Origin of the sequence: Anaeromicropila herbilytica, from assembly GCF_016591975.1 — a bacterium.
GTDB classification, from domain to species: domain Bacteria; phylum Bacillota; class Clostridia; order Lachnospirales; family Lachnospiraceae; genus Anaeromicropila; species Anaeromicropila herbilytica.
Genome location: NZ_AP024169.1, coordinates 686,411 through 707,660 on the forward strand (window position 1 = coordinate 686,411; position 21,250 = coordinate 707,660).

Annotated in this window: 15 protein-coding genes; 12 read left to right on the forward strand and 3 right to left on the reverse strand. The window is 33.7% G+C overall.

Annotation, left to right across the window (positions count from 1 at the left end; all coding sequences use genetic code 11):
* Positions 1–192 precede the first annotated feature (192 nt).
* Positions 193–3,801, forward strand: a complete 3,609-nt coding sequence (locus tag bsdtb5_RS02890; RefSeq protein WP_271714551.1) for a carbohydrate binding domain-containing protein — start codon at positions 193–195, stop codon at positions 3,799–3,801.
* A gap of 263 nt (positions 3,802–4,064) precedes the next feature.
* Positions 4,065–6,764: a GH36-type glycosyl hydrolase domain-containing protein gene (locus bsdtb5_RS02895; protein ID WP_271714552.1), complete on the forward strand. Its 2,700-nt coding sequence runs from the start codon at positions 4,065–4,067 to the stop codon at positions 6,762–6,764.
* Between the two features lie 55 nt (positions 6,765–6,819).
* On the opposite strand, the gene bsdtb5_RS02900 is transcribed toward bsdtb5_RS02895, so the two are convergent.
* Positions 6,820–7,560, reverse strand: coding sequence for an AraC family transcriptional regulator (locus bsdtb5_RS02900; protein WP_271714553.1), 741 nt, complete (start codon positions 7,558–7,560; stop codon positions 6,820–6,822).
* A gap of 180 nt (positions 7,561–7,740) precedes the next feature.
* Here bsdtb5_RS02900 and bsdtb5_RS02905 point away from each other — a divergent pair, with 180 nt between their 5' ends.
* From bsdtb5_RS02905 to bsdtb5_RS02920, 4 genes are all read left to right on the forward strand, one after another.
* On the forward strand, positions 7,741–9,117 hold the full coding sequence (locus tag bsdtb5_RS02905; RefSeq protein ID WP_271714554.1) for an ABC transporter substrate-binding protein: 1,377 nt from the start codon (positions 7,741–7,743) through the stop codon (positions 9,115–9,117).
* A 98-nt stretch (positions 9,118–9,215) separates the two neighbouring features.
* Positions 9,216–10,139 (forward strand): carbohydrate ABC transporter permease, encoded by a 924-nt coding sequence (locus bsdtb5_RS02910; protein WP_271714555.1) that lies wholly within the window; start codon positions 9,216–9,218, stop codon positions 10,137–10,139.
* A 6-nt stretch (positions 10,140–10,145) separates the two neighbouring features.
* The gene (locus bsdtb5_RS02915; RefSeq protein ID WP_271714556.1) at positions 10,146–11,006 is read left to right on the forward strand and encodes a carbohydrate ABC transporter permease; all 861 of its coding nucleotides are present in this window, start codon (positions 10,146–10,148) and stop codon (positions 11,004–11,006) included.
* Positions 11,007–11,019: 13 nt separating this feature from the next.
* Complete coding sequence (locus bsdtb5_RS02920) at positions 11,020–12,735, forward strand: methyl-accepting chemotaxis protein (RefSeq protein WP_271714557.1); 1,716 nt, start codon at positions 11,020–11,022, stop codon at positions 12,733–12,735.
* A 331-nt stretch (positions 12,736–13,066) separates the two neighbouring features.
* On the opposite strand, the gene bsdtb5_RS02925 is transcribed toward bsdtb5_RS02920, so the two are convergent.
* On the reverse strand, positions 13,067–13,450 hold the full coding sequence (locus bsdtb5_RS02925; RefSeq protein WP_271714558.1) for a carboxymuconolactone decarboxylase family protein: 384 nt from the start codon (positions 13,448–13,450) through the stop codon (positions 13,067–13,069).
* Positions 13,451–13,547: 97 nt separating this feature from the next.
* Here bsdtb5_RS02925 and bsdtb5_RS02930 point away from each other — a divergent pair, with 97 nt between their 5' ends.
* Both bsdtb5_RS02930 and bsdtb5_RS02935 read left to right on the forward strand, forming a co-directional pair.
* Complete coding sequence (locus bsdtb5_RS02930) at positions 13,548–13,895, forward strand: MerR family transcriptional regulator (protein WP_271714559.1); 348 nt, start codon at positions 13,548–13,550, stop codon at positions 13,893–13,895.
* Positions 13,896–13,943: 48 nt separating this feature from the next.
* Positions 13,944–14,522, forward strand: a complete 579-nt coding sequence (locus bsdtb5_RS02935; RefSeq protein ID WP_271714560.1) for a flavodoxin family protein — start codon at positions 13,944–13,946, stop codon at positions 14,520–14,522.
* Positions 14,523–14,707: 185 nt separating this feature from the next.
* Here the strand turns inward: bsdtb5_RS02935 and bsdtb5_RS02940 are convergent, their stop codons facing one another.
* Complete coding sequence (locus bsdtb5_RS02940) at positions 14,708–15,715, reverse strand: LacI family DNA-binding transcriptional regulator (protein WP_271714561.1); 1,008 nt, start codon at positions 15,713–15,715, stop codon at positions 14,708–14,710.
* A 389-nt stretch (positions 15,716–16,104) separates the two neighbouring features.
* On the opposite strand from bsdtb5_RS02940, the gene bsdtb5_RS02945 reads away from it, so the two are divergent.
* The 4 genes from bsdtb5_RS02945 (at position 16,105) to bsdtb5_RS02960 (ending at position 21,180) form a co-directional block, all read left to right on the forward strand.
* Positions 16,105–17,055 carry an ABC transporter permease gene (locus bsdtb5_RS02945; protein WP_271714562.1) on the forward strand — a complete coding sequence of 317 codons (951 nt, stop codon included), beginning with the start codon at positions 16,105–16,107 and terminating at the stop codon, positions 17,053–17,055.
* A 24-nt stretch (positions 17,056–17,079) separates the two neighbouring features.
* Positions 17,080–17,985 carry a carbohydrate ABC transporter permease gene (locus bsdtb5_RS02950; RefSeq protein WP_271714563.1) on the forward strand — a complete coding sequence of 302 codons (906 nt, stop codon included), beginning with the start codon at positions 17,080–17,082 and terminating at the stop codon, positions 17,983–17,985.
* Between the two features lie 65 nt (positions 17,986–18,050).
* Positions 18,051–19,649 (forward strand): type 2 periplasmic-binding domain-containing protein, encoded by a 1,599-nt coding sequence (locus tag bsdtb5_RS02955; protein WP_271714564.1) that lies wholly within the window; start codon positions 18,051–18,053, stop codon positions 19,647–19,649.
* Positions 19,650–19,692: 43 nt separating this feature from the next.
* Complete coding sequence (locus bsdtb5_RS02960; RefSeq protein WP_271714565.1) at positions 19,693–21,180, forward strand: glycoside hydrolase family 32 protein; 1,488 nt, start codon at positions 19,693–19,695, stop codon at positions 21,178–21,180.
* Positions 21,181–21,250 lie beyond the last annotated feature (70 nt).

Consider the following 21,250-nt stretch of genomic DNA (forward strand, 5'->3'; position numbering starts at 1 on the left):
CAGTGTAATAATTGTACTATAAGATTTAATTTTGAAAGCCTTATTAATTTATAGGAAACTCTTTTTTCTATTTTGGATGGAAAATATTTGGAATGTAGTTATGATTTTAACATTTATATCATTAATCTAATTTTTCTCACTTTTTAATTTAGTTATAATATTTTTGTCAATTAAAAAAGAGGAGGAAAAGTTATGAAAAACAAGTCAAAAGCTAAACTAATTGTTACTCTAATGACATTTTTTATGGCGTGCACTAGTATATTGGTAGTATTAATCAATGTACAGGCAGCAGAAAAAAAAGTGGGGAATATCATCCTAGCCAATATTGAAAATAATATGTTGGTGTTGAAGAAAGGAGATACGTGGCAATTAAAAACAATTATAGAACCTTCCAATGCAAGTAATAAGGAACTGATCTATAGAACAAGTAATAAAAAGGTAGCAACAGTAAGTAAAAAAGGAAAAATTATGGCAAAAGGATATGGATCTGCAAAGATTACAATTCAATCCGCAGATAAAAAAGAAAAGAGAACGATTACTGTAAAAGTTCCTGAGATTCCAGTAACAAAAGTAACAGTAAGTCCCGAAGAAAAGACAATAACAGTAGGAAATACATTTTTATTAAAGGCAACTATTATGCCAAAGGATGCTTCAATAAGAAATCTTTCCTATAAGTCAAGTAATCAAAATGTAGCAACTGTAGATAGCAAGGGTAAAGTAAAGGGGATAAATGCTGGTTGTACAACTATTACAGTTATTACATTGGATGGAAAGAAACAGACAACCTGTAAGGTTACAGTTAAGCAAAAAGAAGTAAAAGTGAAAAGTGTGACACTTGCGCTTAAAAGTGTAGATCTTTATGAAGGTGAAACAAAAGAATTAGAAATAGAGATAAAGCCTGATAACGCAACAAATAAAAATGTTATATGGACAAGTAGTAATAAAGAGGTTGCAACAATAACAAATGGATTAATACAAGCTGTAAAAGAAGGAACATCAACCATTACTGCAGTTGCAGCAGATGGAAGTGGTAATAAAGCAGAATGTGTTGTAAATGTGAAGAAGAAGCTTGAAGAAACTCAACCTAGTCAAACAAGTGAAAGTGATAGCAATAGTACGGCAAATCAAGGGTATAAACTTGTATGGGAAGATGATTTCAACGGAACAAAGTTAAATACAGATAATTGGAATTATGAATATCATGATCCAGGTTGGGTAAATAATGAGTTGCAAAAATATACAGATTCACCAGACAATATATATGTAAAAGATGGAGATCTTGTAATTAAAGCAATAAAAACGGTAGACGAAAACGGTACTCATTATACATCAGGAAGAATTAATACACAGAATAAACATGATTATAAATATGGAAGGTTTGAAGTAAGAGCAAAGGTTCCAAGTGGAAAAGGATTCTTACCAGCTTTCTGGATGATGCCTACAGATGAAAATCTATATGGACAATGGCCAAAATGTGGTGAGATTGATGTTATGGAGGTACTTGGTGATCAGACAAATAAATCATTTGGAACACTTCATTTCGGAGAGCCACATACACAGAGCCAAGGAAGTTGCACATTAACAAATGGTGATTTTGCAAGTGAATTTCATACATATGCATGTGAATGGGAACCAAGTGAGATTCGTTTCTACGTAGATGGTAAGATGTTTTATAAAGAAAATGATTGGTTTTCTAAAAAAACTGGTTATGGAGAAGCTACTTATCCAGCACCATATGATCAACCATTCTATTTGATTCTAAATCTAGCAGTTGGAGGAAGTTGGCCAGGAAATCCTGACGAGACTACTAATTTTGGTGACAATGCAGAACTTTGTGTTGACTATGTAAAAGTATATCAGAAGGATAGTTATGATGAAAACGTGCAAAAACCAGTTAAAAATCTTGTATTTCGAGACCCAGATTTAACTGGAAATTATGTAATAAATGGAGACTTTAAAGAATTAGAAAGTTTATCGGATGGTAAGAATTGGGAGTACTTACAAACTGGAGGAGGCAAAGCAAGTGCTGAAATCGCAGATAATGCAATTCATATTAAAACACAAGATGCTGGTAGCCTAAATTATAGTATTCAGTTAGTAGAAGCGGGATTGCCAATGATACAAGGGTATAAATATCGTCTTTCCTTTGATGCATATGCTTCAGATAATCGTACGATAATAACTGATATAACTGCTCCAGATAAGGGATATAAGCGTTATTTCCCTGATACAACAGTAGCCCTAACAGCAGATAAACAACATTATAATTATGACTTTGATATGACTGATGTTGGTGATATAAACGGAAGAGTTGAGTTTAATCTTGGTAATCAAGGCTCTACAGCTGATGTACATATTAGTAATGTAAGACTAGAGAAGATTGGTACTGCAGATATTCCACAAGAAATAAAATCTGTACTACCTGATGGAAATTACGTCTATAATGGTGAATTTGAACAAGGAAAAGACCGTATGGACTACTGGAGTGTTGATAGTAAGTGCGAAGGAGTAAATGCTTCTGTAACTAATATCGACAATAAGCGTGAGCTTAAGATTACTATGCCAAATACTGTTACAAGTCTTGATCAGGTTATAGTGAAGCAAGATCCGATTGCGATATCTGGTAATAAGACATATACTCTAAGCTTTGATGCTTATGCAGATGGTAATAAATCAATTCAATCAGTCATTGATGGACAGAGTTTTGATACACAACTTACAAATATAAAAACAACATATAAGTATAAGTTTAATACTGAAGCGGGATTGAATGGAAGCACATTGAAATTTTTACTCGGTCAAGAAGGAAGCATTTATATAGATAATGTTCGAATTCAAGAGGACAGTTTATTAATCAATGGAGACTTCGCAAATGGAATGACTGGCTTTGAAGTGTATGCATATAATCCAAGTGACGTAAGCTATGTAGTGGATGAACTTCATGAAAATAAAGCAGCATGCATTGATATAAATAATACTGGGGATGCAGACTGGAAGATTCAGTTAAAACAGAACAATATTACATTAGAAAATGGAAAATGGTATCGAATTAGCTTGGATGCTAAATCTACTAAAAACAGAAAAATCATGTATGCGTTACAAAAAGATGGTTCTGCAGACAATGATTGGACACCATATTCAGGAACACAGGTTATTGATTTAACGAATGATTATAAAACATTTACTTGTGATTTCCAAATGAATGGTCAGACGGATAAGAAGACAATTCTAAGTATTTCTACGGGAGCAGTAGGTGGAGTACAAATAACGGATAAACATACGGTTATTCTGGATAATATATCTTTAGTTGAGATTGCAGCACCAAAAAAAGAGGATATTCCTTCTGGCACAGAATTAATTAAAAATGGAAATTTTGCAACACAAAATGACGGATGGGTTAATGCTGTTACAGCACCTGGAGATGCAACAGCAGATTTCACTCAAGGTAAAGCAATTTATAATATCTCCAACGTTGGAACAGATGATTGGAATATACAGCTAAAACAAGATGATTTGACTCTAGAAAAGGGTGCTAGCTATGAAGTGAAATTTAAAATTAAGTCCAGTGCTCCAAGAACAGTTAAGTACGCTTTATTGAACCCAAATGATGGATATAAATGGTATGGTGGATCGGATATCCTTCTAGAGAATGATGTACTAAAGGTAATTGATGAGACAATAGTTGTAACAGAGAATAATGCTAATACAATTTCATTTGTGATTTCTATGGGTAAGATAAAAGATATTGATACTCCAACATCTATAATTGAGATTAGTGATATTAGTATTGTTAAAAAATAATTAATAAAAAAATAAAGAAAGGTATAAGAACTCAGCTGATGCTGATTTCTTATGCCTTTATATATATAGTAAAGAAGATAATCTTTAGTGGGGGTATAAGAACGATTCATGAAATTGTTATAATTCCTGGGTGTATAAAAATAAGTCATGAAATTGATATATTTCTTATGAATATGATTTCATAAAAAAAAGAATTTATTTAAGATAAAATTGAGAATTATAGTCTGAAAAATGGCATTCAAAAGTTAAAGTAAGGAGTAAATATGGAGTCGATAAATTTTTTGAATAATGAAGGGACATTTTCAGTGAGACAAGCTGAAAATTATAGTCACCTGTATTTCCCAATTGCAGGAGAAGAAGGAATCAAAAGTTCTCTATCACCCAATCTTGGAGGGGATAGTAAATTAAATCAAAACTCTTTTGTAATAGAACCAGTTAGTGCAGAGAACTTGCATAATAATCGTTCTGGAAGGAACTTTTGGTGCAATGTTGATGGATGTGGCAGTTGGTCTGTTGTAGGAGTATCTGCTGAAGAAGAATGTCGTAAATTTACCAAGGAGCAGGATGACAGTGAACTTACAGCAGGATTCATGTGGCAAACTGTGACAAGAACATCACAAAAATATCAACTGAGTGCAAAGGTTACCTCATTTGTACCACTAAAACATAATGTAGAAATTATGCAAGTAGAAATTCGTAATAATTCAAATCAGCAACAAGTAATAACTCCAATAGCTGCAATACCGTTATATGGAAGAAGTGCTGATAATATCCGAGATCACAGACATGTTACTTCGTTATTGCATCGAATAACCACTACGGATTATGGAGTTATGGTTAAACCAACAATGTCCTTTGATGAACGCGGACACAAAGAGAATCATATGATCTATTATGTGTGTGGAATATCTGGCAATTCTGAGAAACCACAAAGTTTCTATCCTATTGTCGAGGAATATATAGGTGAAGGTGGTAGTTTTACACATCCACAAGCAGTTATTTGTAATAAGTCTGGAGAGAATGCAGGACGATATTATGAAGGAAAGGAAGCAATAGGAGGTATACGCTTTGAAACGGTTACATTGAAAGCAGGGGAAAGCACATCTTATACTATCCTTCTAGGAGCAACAGATTCGTCAGAAGAAATTACAGAATTGATTCAAAAGTGCAATAAAGATGAAAAAGTTAAAGTGATGTTTAATGAGATGAAGGAATACTGGCAAAGTAAGGTAAATGTTAGATTCTACACAGGAAATAATGGATTTGATAGTTATATGCGTTGGGTTAGTTTTCAACCAATATTAAGAAGAATATATGGATGTTCCTTTTTGCCATATCATGATTATGGTAAAGGTGGAAGAGGATGGCGTGATTTATGGCAGGATTGCTTGGCATTATTGATTATGGATCCTACTAATGTACGTCAGATGATTCTTGATAACTATGGTGGAGTTCGAATTGATGGTACAAATGCTACTATTATTGGGGAAAAACAAGGAGAGTTTATTGCTGACAGAAATAATATAACACGTGTATGGATGGATCACGGAGTATGGCCATTTATTACAACAAAGTTATATATTGATCAGACCGGAGATATTGGGATATTGAACCAAGATGTATCTTATTTCAAAGATCAGCAGATTGAGCGAGGATTTGGAAAAGATATAAGATGGAAAGAAAAATATGGAAATGTTCAGAAGGATATAAAAGGGAAAACTTATTCGGGAAGTGTTTTAGAACATTTGCTTCTTCAGCATCTTTGTGCATTTTATGAGGTTGGTGAACATAACCACATTAAACTACGCGGAGCTGATTGGAACGATGCATTAGATATGGCAGAAAAGCATGGGGAAAGTGTAGCGTTTACCTGTGCATATGCAGGAAATATGAAAGAAATTGCATTGTACATGAAAAAAATGAAAGATATTTTGAATATAAGCACAGTTGAGTTGTTAGTAGAAATGAGGATGCTACTACAAGATGATATAGAAATTTATGAGAATATCATGGAAAAGCAGGAGCTACTACATAACTATACAATATTGTGCAGACACAATATCACTGGAAAAAAAGTAAAAATAGATATTGATAGTATTGTGAGCAGTTTGGAACATAAAGCTGATTGGTTGATGCAAAATATTCGTAAACATGAATGGATTAAGGACTTGGATGGAAATGGCTGGTTTAATAGTTACTATGATAATGATGGAAAACCAGTAGAGGGTGTATTAAATAATGGCGTTCGTATGATGTTGACCGGACAGGTATTTGCTATTATGAGTGAAACAGCACAGAAAGAACAAGTTTCAGCAATATGTAAGAGTGCTGATCGATATCTGTATGAAAAGGAGATTGGAGGATATCGATTAAACACAGATTTTCATGAACAGAAGTTTAACTTGGGAAGAATGTTTGGCTTTGCTTATGGAGAAAAAGAAAATGGGGCAGTATTTTCTCATATGACAGTAATGTATGCAAATGCACTGTATCGTAGGGGATTTGTGAAAGAAGGATATAAAGCTTTACAAACACTTGCTGATACTGCACTAAATTTTGAAACGAGTCGAATCTATCCTGGTATTCCAGAATATTTTAATTCAAAAGGTAGAGGAATGTATCATTATCTGACTGGAGCAGCTAGTTGGTATATGATAACAATGCTAACAGAAGTATTTGGAGTACGTGGAGAGACTGGAGAGTTGGTAATAAGGCCAAAGTTGGTAAGAGAACAATTTGATAAAGAAGGCAGGGCATCTGTACAGCTCCTATTTGCAGATAAGAACTTTATTATAGAATTTTATAATCCAAACGGACATACATATGGAGAATATCAAATAAAACGAGCTGTTTGTGATAATAATACCGCGCTATATAATTCAGGAATGCAAGTATGCCTTAGCAGAAAAAAAATAATAGAAATGGATAATAGTATTCATAAAATTATTGTAGAACTTAAGTAAAGGAAAGTTATGTGTTATGGGTATTCAATGGAGGTTGAATACCCAGTTTTTACTTTTACCAAGAGGTTCGATAATATTTATCTCGATATTTCTTAGGTGTTAAACCAACTTGATTCTCAAAAGTCTGAATAAAGTGACTTTGAGAAGAAAAAGATAAGTAATTTGCAATTTCTATCGAAGAAAAATGGGAGTATTTTAATAAGTTCTGCGCTTTCTCAATCTTTTTTTCTCGTATATAATCACTTATAGCAATCCCAAGTTCCTTTTTAAAAAGCCTAGATAGATAGCTCGCGGATAAATTGGTATGATCAGCAAGATCATTTACCGTAATTCTATCATGGATATGACTATAGATATAATCCGTACATAATAGGATTGATTTTGATATAATTGCACTATTTTTAAGTAACAACATTTTTCCGGTAAAATCTAGTACCATATTATCATGAAGTTCTGTGATGGATTGAACTGTGGAGCAAGTATCTAATTTTAATATGTAAAAGTCACTTAATCGATAAGCTTGCTCTAGTTCCATACCACCTTCTACACAATATCTAGTTATCATTGCAACAGTAATGACAAAGTGATATTTCATATTTGTTAATGAATTCTTAGAGAGTATTCCTACACCTTCGAGATCTGAAAAAGCACCTTTTTGACAGTTCTCACGGATATAATTCATATCTCCAGTTTTTACAGCTTGATAGAAGGAGTATTCTTCTTCTATAGGCCGGTGCATATTTAATTGCTCATTTTCAATTAATTCTTTTAAATGCCATTCATTTTGTAAACTCATTATTTGACCTCATATAATATATGTAATGAAATTGTTCATGCATCAGAAAAAATATAATATAATTATGACATGATTCTGACATTTTTTCAACAAATTTAATATAAGCAAGGTGAAAAATATAATATAATGTGTCTTGTAAAGGTAGAAAGTAGAAGAAAATTAAAACGGAGGAGATTTATTATGAAGAAAAAATTATTAAGTGTTTTACTTACAACAGTTTTAGTTACTACAATGTTTACCGGATGTGGTAATTCAAAAACTTCTTCTGACAAGACAAAAGCAGGGGGAACTGTTAAGACGGAGTCAACATCTGATACAAAAGAGGGGAAAAAGGTAAATATTTATTGTTGGAACGATGAGTTTAAAAGTCGTTATGAAGCTTATGCAAAAGACCTTGCAGAAAAACATGGGGTAGAGGTTAATTTTGTAATTGTAGCGAACGAGAATAATGCATATCAGAATAATCTTGATACAGCATTACAAGCTCAGGAATCAGCAGCAGCAGACGATAAAGTTGATTTATTCTTAGTTGAAGCAGATTATGCAAGCAAATATACAAAATCTGAGTATGCACTTGATGTAGTTGGTGATGTAGGTCTTACAAAAGAAGATCTTGCTGGCCAATATCAGTATACAAAAGATATTGTAACTGTAGATGGAGTACAAAAAGGTACTACATGGCAAGCAACTCCAGGGTTATTTGCTTACAGACGTTCTATTGCTAAAAAAGTTCTTGGAACAGATGATCCAACACAAGTACAAGCAGCTTTAAGCGATTGGAGTAAATTTGATGGGGTAGCAACAAAGATGAAAGATGCTGGCTTCAAGATGCTTTCTGGTTATGATGATTCTTACAGAGCATTTTCTAACAATGTTTCTAAACCATGGGTAGATGGTACAAAGATTGTTGTAGATGATAACATTATGAACTGGGTAAAACAAACTAAGGATTATACAGATAAAGGATATAACAATAAAACAACACTTTGGGCTCCTGAATGGAGTGCAGATCAAGGACCAGATGGAAAAGTATTTGGATTCTTCTATTCAACTTGGGGAATTAACTTTACATTACTTGGTAACTCTTTATCAGATGCAAAAGGCAAACAAGAAGTTGGAAATGGTATCTACGGAGATTATGCAGTATGTGAAGGACCACAAGCTTATTACTGGGGTGGAACATGGCTTTGTGCTGCAAAAGGTTCAGACAACTTACCATTTATTAAAGATTTAATGTATCGTTTAACTTGTGATTCTAAGACAATGAAACAAATCACATTAGATACTCAAGATTATACTAATAATCAAGCAGCTATGGAAGAAATCGCAAAGAGCGATTATAAATCAGACTTCTTAGGTGGACAAAATCATATCGCTTTATTTGCAGAAGCAGCTAAGAAAATTGACATGAGTAACATCAGTGATTATGATCAAGGTTTAAATGAAGCATTCCAACAGTCTATGCATGAATATTTTGAAGGAAATGTTGATGAAAAGACAGCATTAGATAATTTCTATACATCAGCTATGGAAAAATATCCTGAATTAACAAAATAATTAATAACATAACAATCATAGGTAAAGGGGCTTCTGATTTTTATCGAGAAGAAGAAGGCCCTTTTACTTTTGAAATTTATTCGGAATAGGAGAAAAACATGAAATCTTCTAATGCAAAAAAAAGAAAACATGTAAGTTATACAAAATGGGGATATATCTTTCTAATACCATTCTTTCTAGTTTATTTTATATTTTCATTTATACCTATGATTTCAACATTTTATTATAGTTTTTTTGAAAACTATATGTCTGGACTTAATGTAATTGGTCCAAAGTTTGTTGGATTTGATAATTTTGTAAAACTTTTTACCGAAGCGGATTTGCTTAAATATACAGAAAATACATTGATTATGTGGGTTCTAGGTTTTGTTCCACAGATCGCAGTTTCATTGCTTTTAGCAGCATGGTTTACCAATACAAGATTAAAACTAAGATGTTCTGGTTTTTTTAAAACCGTTATTTATATGCCAAATCTAATAATGGCATCTGCTTTCTCTATGTTGTTCTTTACACTATTTTCTAATAATGGACCAATCAACATGCTATTGATGGATGCAGGAATCTTTAAAGAGCCATGCCACTTTATGTCTATTACATTAGGTGCTCGTAGTTTGATTGCATCAATGAACTTTTTAATGTGGTTTGGAAATACAACCATATTACTAATGGCAGGTATGATGGGTATTGATGTTGCATTATTCGAAGCTGCAGAGGTGGATGGAGCAACCTCTTTCCAAGTATTTTCAAAGATCACAATGCCATTATTGAAACCTATTATGGCATATGTAATGATTACATCACTAATTGGTGGTTTACAGATGTTCGATTTACCACAGATCTTGACAAACGGAAAAGGTGGACCTGATAGAACAACAATGACTTTGATTATGTATTTAAATAATCACCTATTTAGTAAAAACTATGGTATGGCAGGAGCTTTATCGGTTGTAATCTTTATTATTACAGGAGCATTGAGTATTGTGGTATTTAAGCTATTAACGGATCAGAAGGAGGCGAGGTAATTGAATATGAAAAAGCAAGAAAACAGCAGAAATGTCGGTTTGAGTATGAAACGAATCATTTGTTATATTGTATTAATTATCTTATCAGTTGCCTGTCTAATACCGTTTTATATGCTATTTATTAACGCAACGAGAGCACATGTTGATATACAACGAGGATTTTCAGTTATTCCAGGAAAATTTTTAATGACGAATATATCAAATGTATTAAATAATTCTACTATTTTAATTGTTAGAGGAATGATTAACAGTCTTATTATTTCTTCATTAACAGTAATTCTTTCGGTCTATTTCTCAGCAATGACAGCATATGCAGTACATGCATATGAGTTTAAGTTAAAGAATTTTGTATTTAATTTTATATTACTTATTATGACAATTCCAGCACAAGTTAGTGCTCTTGGTTTTATAAAAGAAATGAACATGATGAATTTGAAAGATAGTTTCATTCCATTAATTATTCCAGCTATCGCAGCGCCAGCTTGCTTTTTCTTTATGAAGCAATATATGGAAAGCTCAATACCACTAGAAATAGTGGAAGCAGCCAGAATTGATGGTTCGAATGAGTTACATACATTCAACTGGGTAATTATGCCTATGATGAAACCAGCACTTGCAGTACAGGCTATTTTTGGATTCGTTGCAACTTGGAACAATTATTTTACTCCAGCATTAATTTTAACAAGTGCCGAAAAAAAGACATTGCCTTTATGGATTGCATATATCAGAAGTGCGGATTTTACAAAGTTTGATATGGGACAACTGTATATGATGATAGCTTTTTCGATATTCCCAGTTATTATTATATATCTTATTCTTTCTAAATTTATTGTTCAGGGTGTTACACTTGGTGGTGTGAAGGGATAGTGGAGATAGATATATGAAAAAAAAGCGAAATAGATTCTCTTTTTCTAAGAAATTAGTTGTTATGTTTGGAATTCCAATGCTTTGCATTGGTATCATTATTGTAATGTTAAGTTCAATATCATTAGATAAAAGTCTAAGTAAAGAAATACGGAGCGAATTAAAGATTGTATCATCTTCCCTTGAAAGTACATATTCGAACCTATATAAAGGAGATTATGTCAGGGATATGACATGGAATCTGTATAAGGGAAAAACAAAAATATCAGGTGATACTTCACTTCTTGATTCATTGAAAAAAAAGACAGGTATAGACACAGCATTTTATTTTGAAGACAAGACAATATTAACAACACTTAAGATGGAAGCTGGTGGAAGAGCGACAGGCTTAACACTGGATAAGAGTATTTATGAACGTGTTATGAAGGGGAAGACAGTATTTATTCCAGAATTCGAGGTGCAAAAGACTACCTATTTTGGCTACTTCCAACCACTGGCTAATAAGGATGGAACTGTTGTTGGAGCTATCTTTTCAGGTAAACCTACAAATGAAGTGACATCGCAGATTAAAAATGAGGTTCAAAAGATTGTATATCCTACAATTGCAATAATTATAGTTGCTCTTATTCTTGTGTTTGCTTTTTCTAAACGTTTATCCAATAATATGGTATTAACAAAAAAATATTTGGAAGAAGTGGCAAATGGAAAGCTTGTAAAGGGTAATGAAATAAAAGTAATAAAAAACAAAGATGAAATAGGAGATATTTATGCTATTTCCTTGCACTTGCAGGAACGCTTTAGAGTAATTGTGTCAAGAATGAAAGATTCTTCTAGTATGTTATCCACATCCTCTAATGGATTAATGCAGATGTCTCATAATATTTACAATAGTGTTACTGAGTTAGATGATGGAATCGATATTATTGTACAAGATGCTTCAAAACAGGCAACAGAGACAACAGAGTCAGTTGAAAATATATCTCATATTAATGAACAGATTGCATTCATTACAGCAGAAATGGAATCTATGTGTGAAACTGTTAAAAGTATGTCAATGGCAGAAAAAAGATCTTATTCCATAATGTGCAATCTGCGTGAAACTAATGAAGCAGTGATGAAAACAGTTGAGAAAATTACAGACCAGGTTGAAATAACGAATAATTCAGTTCTTATGATACAAAAAACAATTGATATTATCCAACAAATTGCTGACGAAACAGATTTATTATCAATCAATGCAAGTATAGAAGCAGCACATGCGGGAAGTGCAGGGAAAGGCTTTTCTGTAATTGCAGAACAGATAAGCAATCTTGCCAGCTTATCCGCTGATAACGCAAAAGGCGTTGCATCAATCATTTTGAAATTAAAAAATGAATCAGGAAAAATGATTACGGTTAGCAACGAAATTGAAAGCCAAATGGTGAATCAGAGTAATAGGATAAAGGAATCTATGGATGATTATCTGTATATGAAAAAGGGAGTAGAGAACTCTATTACAAGCGTACAGCATATCACTGAGAAAATGGCCGAATTGGATAAATCAAAAAATATAGTATTAGAAAAAGTAAAAGGACTTTCAGATCTTTCAGATCATTTCGCAACAGCAACAGAAGCGATGAGCGATACCGTAAAATCTATAGATAAGAGAATGAAAGAATTAGAAGAAACAGCGTATCAACTGGAAGATATATCGAAAGAACTTAGTGGCGGGTTAGATATATTTGAATTATAATATGGAAGTAGAAATCATATGTGTCCATTTAGATAATATACTACTCAGTAAATTAGAAAAATGAAAAATTAAAAATTAAATTTTAGATCTCCAGTCATAAGTTTTGACTGGAGATATTTTAATATACTTAATTAATATATATATTTAGGGTTATTTACATTTTTCAATTTAAGAAATGTGTAAGATAGTAAAAAGCATCTTGCATCTTTATTTTGATGCTGTTACATGTTAAAAAAGTTGACTGAGTTACTTAGGAATGGTAAGATTTCGGAGAATGATACTAGTGTAAAATAATAACTCCTCACTCGTATCGAATGTGAGGAGTTTCTGTTTATACTGTGAGGTTACGCTCCTTAAATACTTTTTTTGCAGTGAAAATCGCATTCAAGACTCTAGGAAAACCAGTATATGGTAAGCATTGGAGAAAGCTCTCTACAATTTTAATCGGGTCTATTCCTGTATTTAATGCTCCATTGATATGTACTTCGAGTTGTGGCTCACAACCACCAGCAGTGAGTAGACTAACAATTGTAATCATTTCTCTTTCTTGCAGAGATAAAATCGGTCTTGAATAGATGTCACCAAAGGCGAACTCGATGATATATTTTCCTAAATCTGGTGAGATATCATCTAGTGATTCAATTACTGCATCACCACCTTTTCCATCAACAGATTTTAAATTATGTATTCCTTTCGTATAACGTATATTATCCATAAAAATGCCTCCTATATATTTGATATTTGAAGAATATCACTTCAAGTATGGTTGAGGTCAATGAACAAATTGTTAACAATGATAAAAGAGGTGCAATATGATAATAGGTGAATTTTCTGAGAAAACTGGTATAAGCTGTTCCGCATTGAGATACTATGAGGAAAAAGGATTGATACATGTAGAGAGGGATTTTGCAAATAGAAGATTATATGATGATAAAGATATAGAGTGGGTGAAATTTTTACAGCGACTTAAGAATACAGGAATGTCTCTAAAAGACATGAAACGATACTCCGATTTAAGGTATGAGGGAGATTCCACAATTTCTGAACGACTTAAAATATTGCAAGTCCATGAGAACTACGTTGAGGAGCAAAGAAAGCTTTGGGAAGAGTATTCAAAGAATCTAAAGGATAAAATTGAGTGGTACAAAGAGCAACTATGATTATGAAAGGTATTTGAAATATATCAAAATAGAGAGGATTATATTGAAATGAAAGTACTTGGCATAAATGGAAGTGCAAGAAAAAATGGTAACACAGCATTAATTATGAATATGGTATTTGAAGAACTTGAAAAGAATGAAATTGAGACTGAATTAATACAATTTGGTAAAAATATTATTCAACCATGTAAGGGGTGTTTTGTATGCAAAGGAAAGAAAGAATGTATTATTCATAACGATATATTTGAAGATTGCTTTCAAAAAATGGTGGAAGCAGATGGGATTCTTCTTGGTTCCCCAGTGTATTCAGCAGATATTTCCGCGAACATGAAAGCCTTTTTAGAACGTGCAGGAGTAGTAGTGGCTACAAACCCAGGATTATTAAAATATAAAGTGGGTGCTTCCGTAGCAGCTGTGCGTAGAGGGGGAGGTCTGAATGCCATAGATACAATGAACCATTTTCTACTGAATAAAGAAGTTTTTATAGCGGGATCTACTTACTGGAATATGGTTTATGGAAAAGATGTAGGTGATGTTCTTAGTGATGAAGAAGGAATCCGAAATATGCATAATTTAGGTACAAATATTGCTTGGTTATTAAAAAAATTAAATGGATACATAGTTTAGTCTTATATTTATAAAGAGGAGTCGTTTGGAACGGCTCCTCTTTATAAATATAAGACTAAACTATTTTCGAAATGGGTTTGTTGGTTCAGAATGTAGTGAATTCCATGTAATAGAGACTGCAATAATACAATCAGTTTAAGCTGAAATATGCAGGTGTTATTTATTCAACTTGTACTATTTATATTCTAACGATCAAGGGTTGTTCCGCCGTATTCATAAGTGACTGGTAGTAGGGTCAATGTTGGAATAGGATCGTTTTCCGCATTCAGAATCATCTTCACACACTTTTTAGCAAGATCTTGCAAAGGCTGACGTATGGTTGAGACAATATATTCGTCAGATGGATAGAATTTCTTTGTACCATCAAATCCAATAACCTGAACGTCTTCAGGAACGGAGTAGCAGAGGTCTTTTAGAACACGGATAGCGATGCAGGCATGATAATCTGTATTCGCAAAAATACCATCAAAATCAAGCTTATGTAGTTCTTTGTTCTGATGTTCTGTAATGAATTGAAAGATAGAATTATAGCAATCTCTGTTGTCAGCTTCGTAAAGATACACTGGCTCTATATGATATTTATTACAAGCAGCCATATACCCATCGAAACGTTTGTCTGCTTCACCAGGAAACATAGAGTGGAAACCAATAAAAATGGGATTTTTACATCCTAATTCATATAATTTGTCAATTGCAAGATGGCCTCCTGCAAAATTGTCGGATGAGATTCGTGGAATGTTTCTGTTTTCGAAATATCGGTCAAATACAATAAGCGGTATGCTTTCTGGAACTTGATTGCTGATATCAGAGTATGTTAGTGCAATGATACCATCAGTTTTACTCTGGGATGCTAATGATATATAGTCGATTTCTTTTTCTGGAATTCCATTGGAACAACATAAAATAAGTTTTCGCTCATGTAAGTAAGCCTGTTGTTCAATTTCATACGCAAAGTTTGCATAAAACGATAGCGTAAGAGAAGGAATAATTAAAGTTAAGGTCTTAGTTTGCGAGGTTTTAAGGCCTCGTGCGTAAGTATTTACCTGATAGTTTAGTTTTTTAATTGCAGTTTCAACTTTACTTTTGTATGGCTCTCCTACGGGTAGACCATTAATTACTTTTGAAACGGTTCCGAGAGCTACACCTGCTTCCTTTGCGACATCTTTCATAGTAGGTGCTGAATTTTTTATCATTTTAATCCTCCATTAACATATAATCAATGCTTAGCCCTTATTATAAAAGGCTTTCAGACAAGTCAATTTAAATCTGCGTTAGCAATAGTTCGTTCTAATTATGTGATGTTATCACTCTATATATAAATATACAACTGATCGATAAATAGTCAAGCAATATAGTAACTACTGATAATATGTGTAATTACTGTGTATATTTATATATTATACAGTGCACGTGCAACGTTTCATATATACAAATATCACAAAAAAGAAAGAAAATAATGTGTAAAAGTTATAAAAATGCTAAAAGAATAATAAATTATATTGACTTTTTATCCTTTTGACCGTATTGTAAATATATCACTGGATGAAACGTTTCACAGAACTTAAAAGGGAGATGAAGAAGAATGAAAGGCACTAGAGATAATACAAAAGCTATTACCCAGAAGGGAAGACCACTATGGAAGAGAATGTTATCCTGTAGGGAATTGTATCTATTGTTACTTCCCGGAATTATTGTAACAATTATTTATAAATACATACCAATGTACGGGGTACAGATTGCATTTCGTGATTACAATCCAACAATGGGATTTTCAGGAAGTCCATGGGTGGGATTGAAGTGGTTTCATAAGTTCTTTACAAATTATAAGAGTATGGACATGATTCGTAATACGGTGCTCTTAAGTTTATATACAATATTGTGGACTTTCCCAATACCAATTATTCTGTCACTGATTATGAATCAGTTAAGGTTTAAACGCTTTAAGAATGTGGCACAGACAATTCTTTATGCACCACATTTTGTTTCAATCATGATTGTCTGCGGTATGTTACGTATCTTTCTATCACCATATGGCGGCTTGATTACATCAATTGTTTCTGCATTAGGAGGACACTCATCAGTCGGACTTTTGGATCAAGCGGAGAATTTCAGGAGTATTTACATTGCATCGGCTATTTGGCAGGATGCAGGTTGGGGAATGATTATCTATATGGCGACACTTTCAAGTGTTGATGCATCCTTACATGAAGCGGCAAAAGTGGATGGAGCGAATACTTGGCAGAGAATTATGAAAATTGACTTTCCAGCGTTAGTGCCAATGATAATGATTCAGTTGATTATGTCATTCGGAAGTTTGATGAATGTTGGATTTGAGAAAGCATTTTTGTTACAGACGGATTTGAATACTGCTACATCAGAAATTATAGCAACTTATGTATATGAGCAGGGAATGCTGAAATCCATGTACAGTTTTTCAACGGCAGTTGGTCTGTTTAACACCGTTGTAAACATTATTCTTCTGATTATAGTGAATAAAATTGCGAAAAAAACAGCAGACATTAGTTTTATTTAAGGAAAGGGGAAAACATAGATGCATATGAAAAAGAATAAGAGCAAAAGCGTGGTGCATGGATCGGATCGTGTCATAGAAATTGTGATGCTCTTAGTGATTATTGTATTTTTGATTATTGTACTATATCCATTATATTATGTTGTGGTTGCTTCAGTTTCCAATCCCTATGATGTGTATGCTGGGAAGACATTTCTCTTTCCTTCTGGATTTACACTTGAAGGATATATGAGAGTCTTTAAAGAAAAGGCAATTGCTACAGGCTATCTGAACAGTATTATTTATACCGTACTTGGAACAGTAATATCAACAGCTTTAGTAGTTATGACGGCATATCCACTATCAAGAAAAGAGCTGCCTGGCAAAAAAGCTATCATGATCTTCTTTATTATTACCATGTATTTTTCGGGCGGGTTGATTCCAACATATCTGGTTGTTGCGAAAACAGGTTTGCTAAACACAGTCTGGGCATTAATTCTTCCAGGTGGAGTGTCAGTGTTTAACGTAATTGTTGCTAGAACGTATTTTGAAGGCAGCATACCACAGGAGATGTATGAAGCAGCTGATATTGATGGCTGTGGAAATATGAAGACTTTTTTGAAAATTGTACTTCCGTTGTCAAAACCAATTATAGCGGTAATGGTCATTTTTGCCATGGTTGCGTTTTGGAATGATTGGTTTACTTCGCTGATTTATATGAGTGATAAGAATAAATATCCATTACAACTGGCGTTAAGACAGATTCTGATCCAGAGCCAAGCCTCAGCCAATGCCATGAGTGGAATGGATGGAGGATATGCAGAAGCAAATCGTATTACAGAATTGATAAAATTTGCATCGATGGTAGTTGGCGCTGTACCAATGTTGATTGCATATCCGTTTGTTCAGAAATATTTTGAAAAGGGCTTAATGGTCGGTGCTGTTAAGGGCTGATCAATGAACCATATATATACTACTTTGAGATGAGATATTGTATTGTTAAGAAAAGGAGAGCTAGTATGAAAAAGAGAATGAGTAAAGCAGTGAGTATACTGCTAGTAGCAACTATGGTTATGGGGATGACCGCTTGCGGGAAAAAAGAAGAAACAAAGGTTGATAAGAATGTAAAGAAATTCGAGATATTTGCAGGTATCAGTGCATTGTCTCCAGATAACGCTGATAAACCAATTATCCAGCAAATGAATAAAGCAATGGGGGTAACCATTGATTGGAACTGTATCTCTGGAGATACACTGACAGAGAAGAAGAATCTTGTGTTGAATTCAGGTACCGATATGCCAGATGCATTCATGGGAGCCTCTTTATCAGATAGTGAGATTATTACCAATGGCAGCAATGGTGTATTTATTCCATTGGAGAAATATATCAATGAAGATACCATGCCAAATCTAAGCAAATTGGTTAAAGAACGTCCAGATCTACTTGCAACCTGTACGATGCCTGATGGTCATATCTACACCTTGCCGACAATTTCGGAGATGGGATTTAAGTATTCAGATGGAAATGATTATTATATTGGAGCGATTCCACAGTTTATGGGAATTAATAAAAAATGGCTGAAAGCAGTAGGAATGAAGATGCCGACTACGATTGATGAATTACATGATGTTCTAGTTGCATTCAAGGAAAAGGATTGTAATGGAAATGGTGATCCAAATGATGAAATTCCATTATCCTTTGAATGGGGACATTGGTGCGCTGGTATGACAACCTTATTCTCTGCATTTGGATTTACAGATTATAATGCTGACCACCGTGCAATTAAGAATGGTAAAGTATATTTTCAGGCTAGTACTGAAAATTATAAAAAAGCAATGGAATATTTTCATCAGTGGTACAAAGAAGGGCTGATTGATATAGAAAGCTTTTCACAAGATGACAGCCAGTATATTGCAAAGGGTTCAGGAAAAGATGAAAAATTAGGTGTATTTTCTTGGTGGGAGATTCCAGAGGTGGCTGGAAAGCATGCGGATGAATATGAATATCTTACATTTTTATCTGGAAAAGATGGAACATTAGGTGTTAATCTGAATGAACAAGGTACAACAGGACATGACCGTTTTGCAGTTACTAGTAACTGTAAGAATCCAGAACTTTTGATGAAATGGATTGATCAGGCTTATGATCCAGTATTAAGTATGCAGATTATTTATGGACCAATCGGCAAATATTTTGAGTCAAAGCCAGATAAGAATGGTGTATATGTGGAGACAAAAGATGCTGGTGGAGATCTTAAAGCTAAAACAGAATTATGGGCACCAAATAGACAGTTAAGTACTGATTTCGGTAAGTATTATTACATGGAAGATAGAGCAAAGAAAAGATTAGATGATACGGCAAATATCTGGTTTAAAAATGTGAAAAATTTTGAATATTACCCAAGTGTTGTTTATTCCTTAGAGGAAACAGAGACCATTAATAACAATATAAGTGACATCAAAGATTATGTATCCGAAACATCAGCAAATTGGATTATTAAGGGCGGAGTTGAGGAAGGATGGGATACTTATATCAACCAGTTAAATAGTATGGGTGTAAATGATGTAGTAGCCGCATGGCAGTCAGCTTATGACCGTTATCAAAAAGAAACAAAATAGAAAAGCTATGTTATTACAAAGCGAGTAGGAAAATGGAGTTAACATGGAAAAACAGATAAAAATCAGTAAAAAACTACAGCGAGCGAGAGAATATGAACAACAGGAGCTAAAAAATCGAACCATGGTAGAAAAACAGTCTTTCCATGTATGTGCACCAGTAGGCTGGATGAATGATCCAAATGGATTCTCAGAGTATCAGGGTGAAAATCATCTTTTCTTTCAATATCATCCATATGATACCGTGTGGGGACCAATGCATTGGGGCCATATGAAAACATCTGATTTTATTAGATGGGAAAGCCTTCCGGTAGCTCTTGCTCCAGATGAAAAATATGATGGATTTGGTTGCTTTTCTGGAAGCGCAATCGAATGGAAGGGAAAACATGTCACAGCATATACCGGAGTAGAGAGAAAGACGGAAGAGAATAATCAGGTTAAGGATTATCAGACACAATGCATTGCTATCGGGAATGGAATAAGTTATGAGAAGATTAGTGAGAACCCGGTGATTACTAGTGCACAGATTCCGGATGGAGGCAGTTGCCTTGATTTTAGAGATCCAAAGCTCTGGGTAGAAGATGATAGTATCTATATGGTGGTTGGTAATCGGGCCCAAGATGGAAGCGGACAGATTTTGATGTATCAGACAACGGATTTAAAACATTGGGAACTGATAACCGTATTATCTAAATGCAATAATAGGTATGGTAAGATGTGGGAGTGTCCAGACTTCTTTTCTCTTGATAATCAGGATGTCTTAATTACTTCGCCACAGGAAATGACGGCAGTAGAATATGATTTTCATGCAGGAGATGGTAGTATTTATATTCTTGGTCAATTTGATAAAAACAAGTCAGTATTTACTGAAAAAGAGATACGTGCATTGGATATGGGACTAGATTTTTATGCACCACAGACCATGCAGACTTCGGATGGAAGACGTATTATGATTGGTTGGATGCAGGCGTGGAGTGCAAGTTGGTTTGGCAAAGAGGATGGATTTTGCGGAATGATGTCTATTCCAAGGGAATTACATGTTAAAAATAATGTTTTATGCCAGACTCCAGTAAGAGAAATCGAAAACTATTATACGAACAAACAATTTATAGAAAAAGAGCTACTCAAAACAAAGTTTAAAAAATATGATAGCTTAAGTGGTAGAGAACAAAATCTAGAAATCATATTAGAAGGGGAAGATAACTATACATTTGAAATGAGACTTGCTGCAAATGATACCTATTATTCCACTGTTAAATATGATAAAAAAGAACAATTACTGACATTTAGCAGAATTCATTCAGGAGTCCGTAGAGATGGAGCACATGAAAGAAGTATGAAAATATTGACGAATGATACATATTTCAAACTAAGAATTGTTATGGATCGTTATTCCATCGAACTTTTTGTAAATGATGGAGAACAGGCGATGACCTCAATTATACGTACTCCTTATGAAATTGATGGGGTATATATGAGATCAGAAGGCAAAGTCTATGTCTCTGGTGAAAAAAATGATATCTGTATAAAATAAGTTCAAAAGTGTCAGAGCAACATGCGAAGATTTATCGCAGAAGTGTCTGGCACTTTTACAATATAGAAGG

Bases quoted from the DNA above. Each gene is read 5' to 3' on its own strand.
- bsdtb5_RS02890 (WP_271714551.1), top strand. From the start codon at position 193: ATGAAAAACAAGTCAAAAGCTAAACTAATTGTTACTCTAATGACATTT.
- bsdtb5_RS02895 (WP_271714552.1), top strand. From the start codon at position 4,065: ATGGAGTCGATAAATTTTTTGAATAATGAAGGGACATTTTCAGTGAGA.
- bsdtb5_RS02900 (WP_271714553.1), bottom strand. From the start codon at position 7,560: ATGAGTTTACAAAATGAATGGCATTTAAAAGAATTAATTGAAAATGAG.
- bsdtb5_RS02905 (WP_271714554.1), top strand. From the start codon at position 7,741: ATGAAGAAAAAATTATTAAGTGTTTTACTTACAACAGTTTTAGTTACT.
- bsdtb5_RS02910 (WP_271714555.1), top strand. From the start codon at position 9,216: ATGAAATCTTCTAATGCAAAAAAAAGAAAACATGTAAGTTATACAAAA.
- bsdtb5_RS02915 (WP_271714556.1), top strand. From the start codon at position 10,146: ATGAAAAAGCAAGAAAACAGCAGAAATGTCGGTTTGAGTATGAAACGA.
- bsdtb5_RS02920 (WP_271714557.1), top strand. From the start codon at position 11,020: ATGAAAAAAAAGCGAAATAGATTCTCTTTTTCTAAGAAATTAGTTGTT.
- bsdtb5_RS02925 (WP_271714558.1), bottom strand. From the start codon at position 13,450: ATGGATAATATACGTTATACGAAAGGAATACATAATTTAAAATCTGTT.
- bsdtb5_RS02930 (WP_271714559.1), top strand. From the start codon at position 13,548: ATGATAATAGGTGAATTTTCTGAGAAAACTGGTATAAGCTGTTCCGCA.
- bsdtb5_RS02935 (WP_271714560.1), top strand. From the start codon at position 13,944: ATGAAAGTACTTGGCATAAATGGAAGTGCAAGAAAAAATGGTAACACA.
- bsdtb5_RS02940 (WP_271714561.1), bottom strand. From the start codon at position 15,715: ATGATAAAAAATTCAGCACCTACTATGAAAGATGTCGCAAAGGAAGCA.
- bsdtb5_RS02945 (WP_271714562.1), top strand. From the start codon at position 16,105: ATGAAAGGCACTAGAGATAATACAAAAGCTATTACCCAGAAGGGAAGA.
- bsdtb5_RS02950 (WP_271714563.1), top strand. From the start codon at position 17,080: ATGAAAAAGAATAAGAGCAAAAGCGTGGTGCATGGATCGGATCGTGTC.
- bsdtb5_RS02955 (WP_271714564.1), top strand. From the start codon at position 18,051: ATGAAAAAGAGAATGAGTAAAGCAGTGAGTATACTGCTAGTAGCAACT.
- bsdtb5_RS02960 (WP_271714565.1), top strand. From the start codon at position 19,693: ATGGAAAAACAGATAAAAATCAGTAAAAAACTACAGCGAGCGAGAGAA.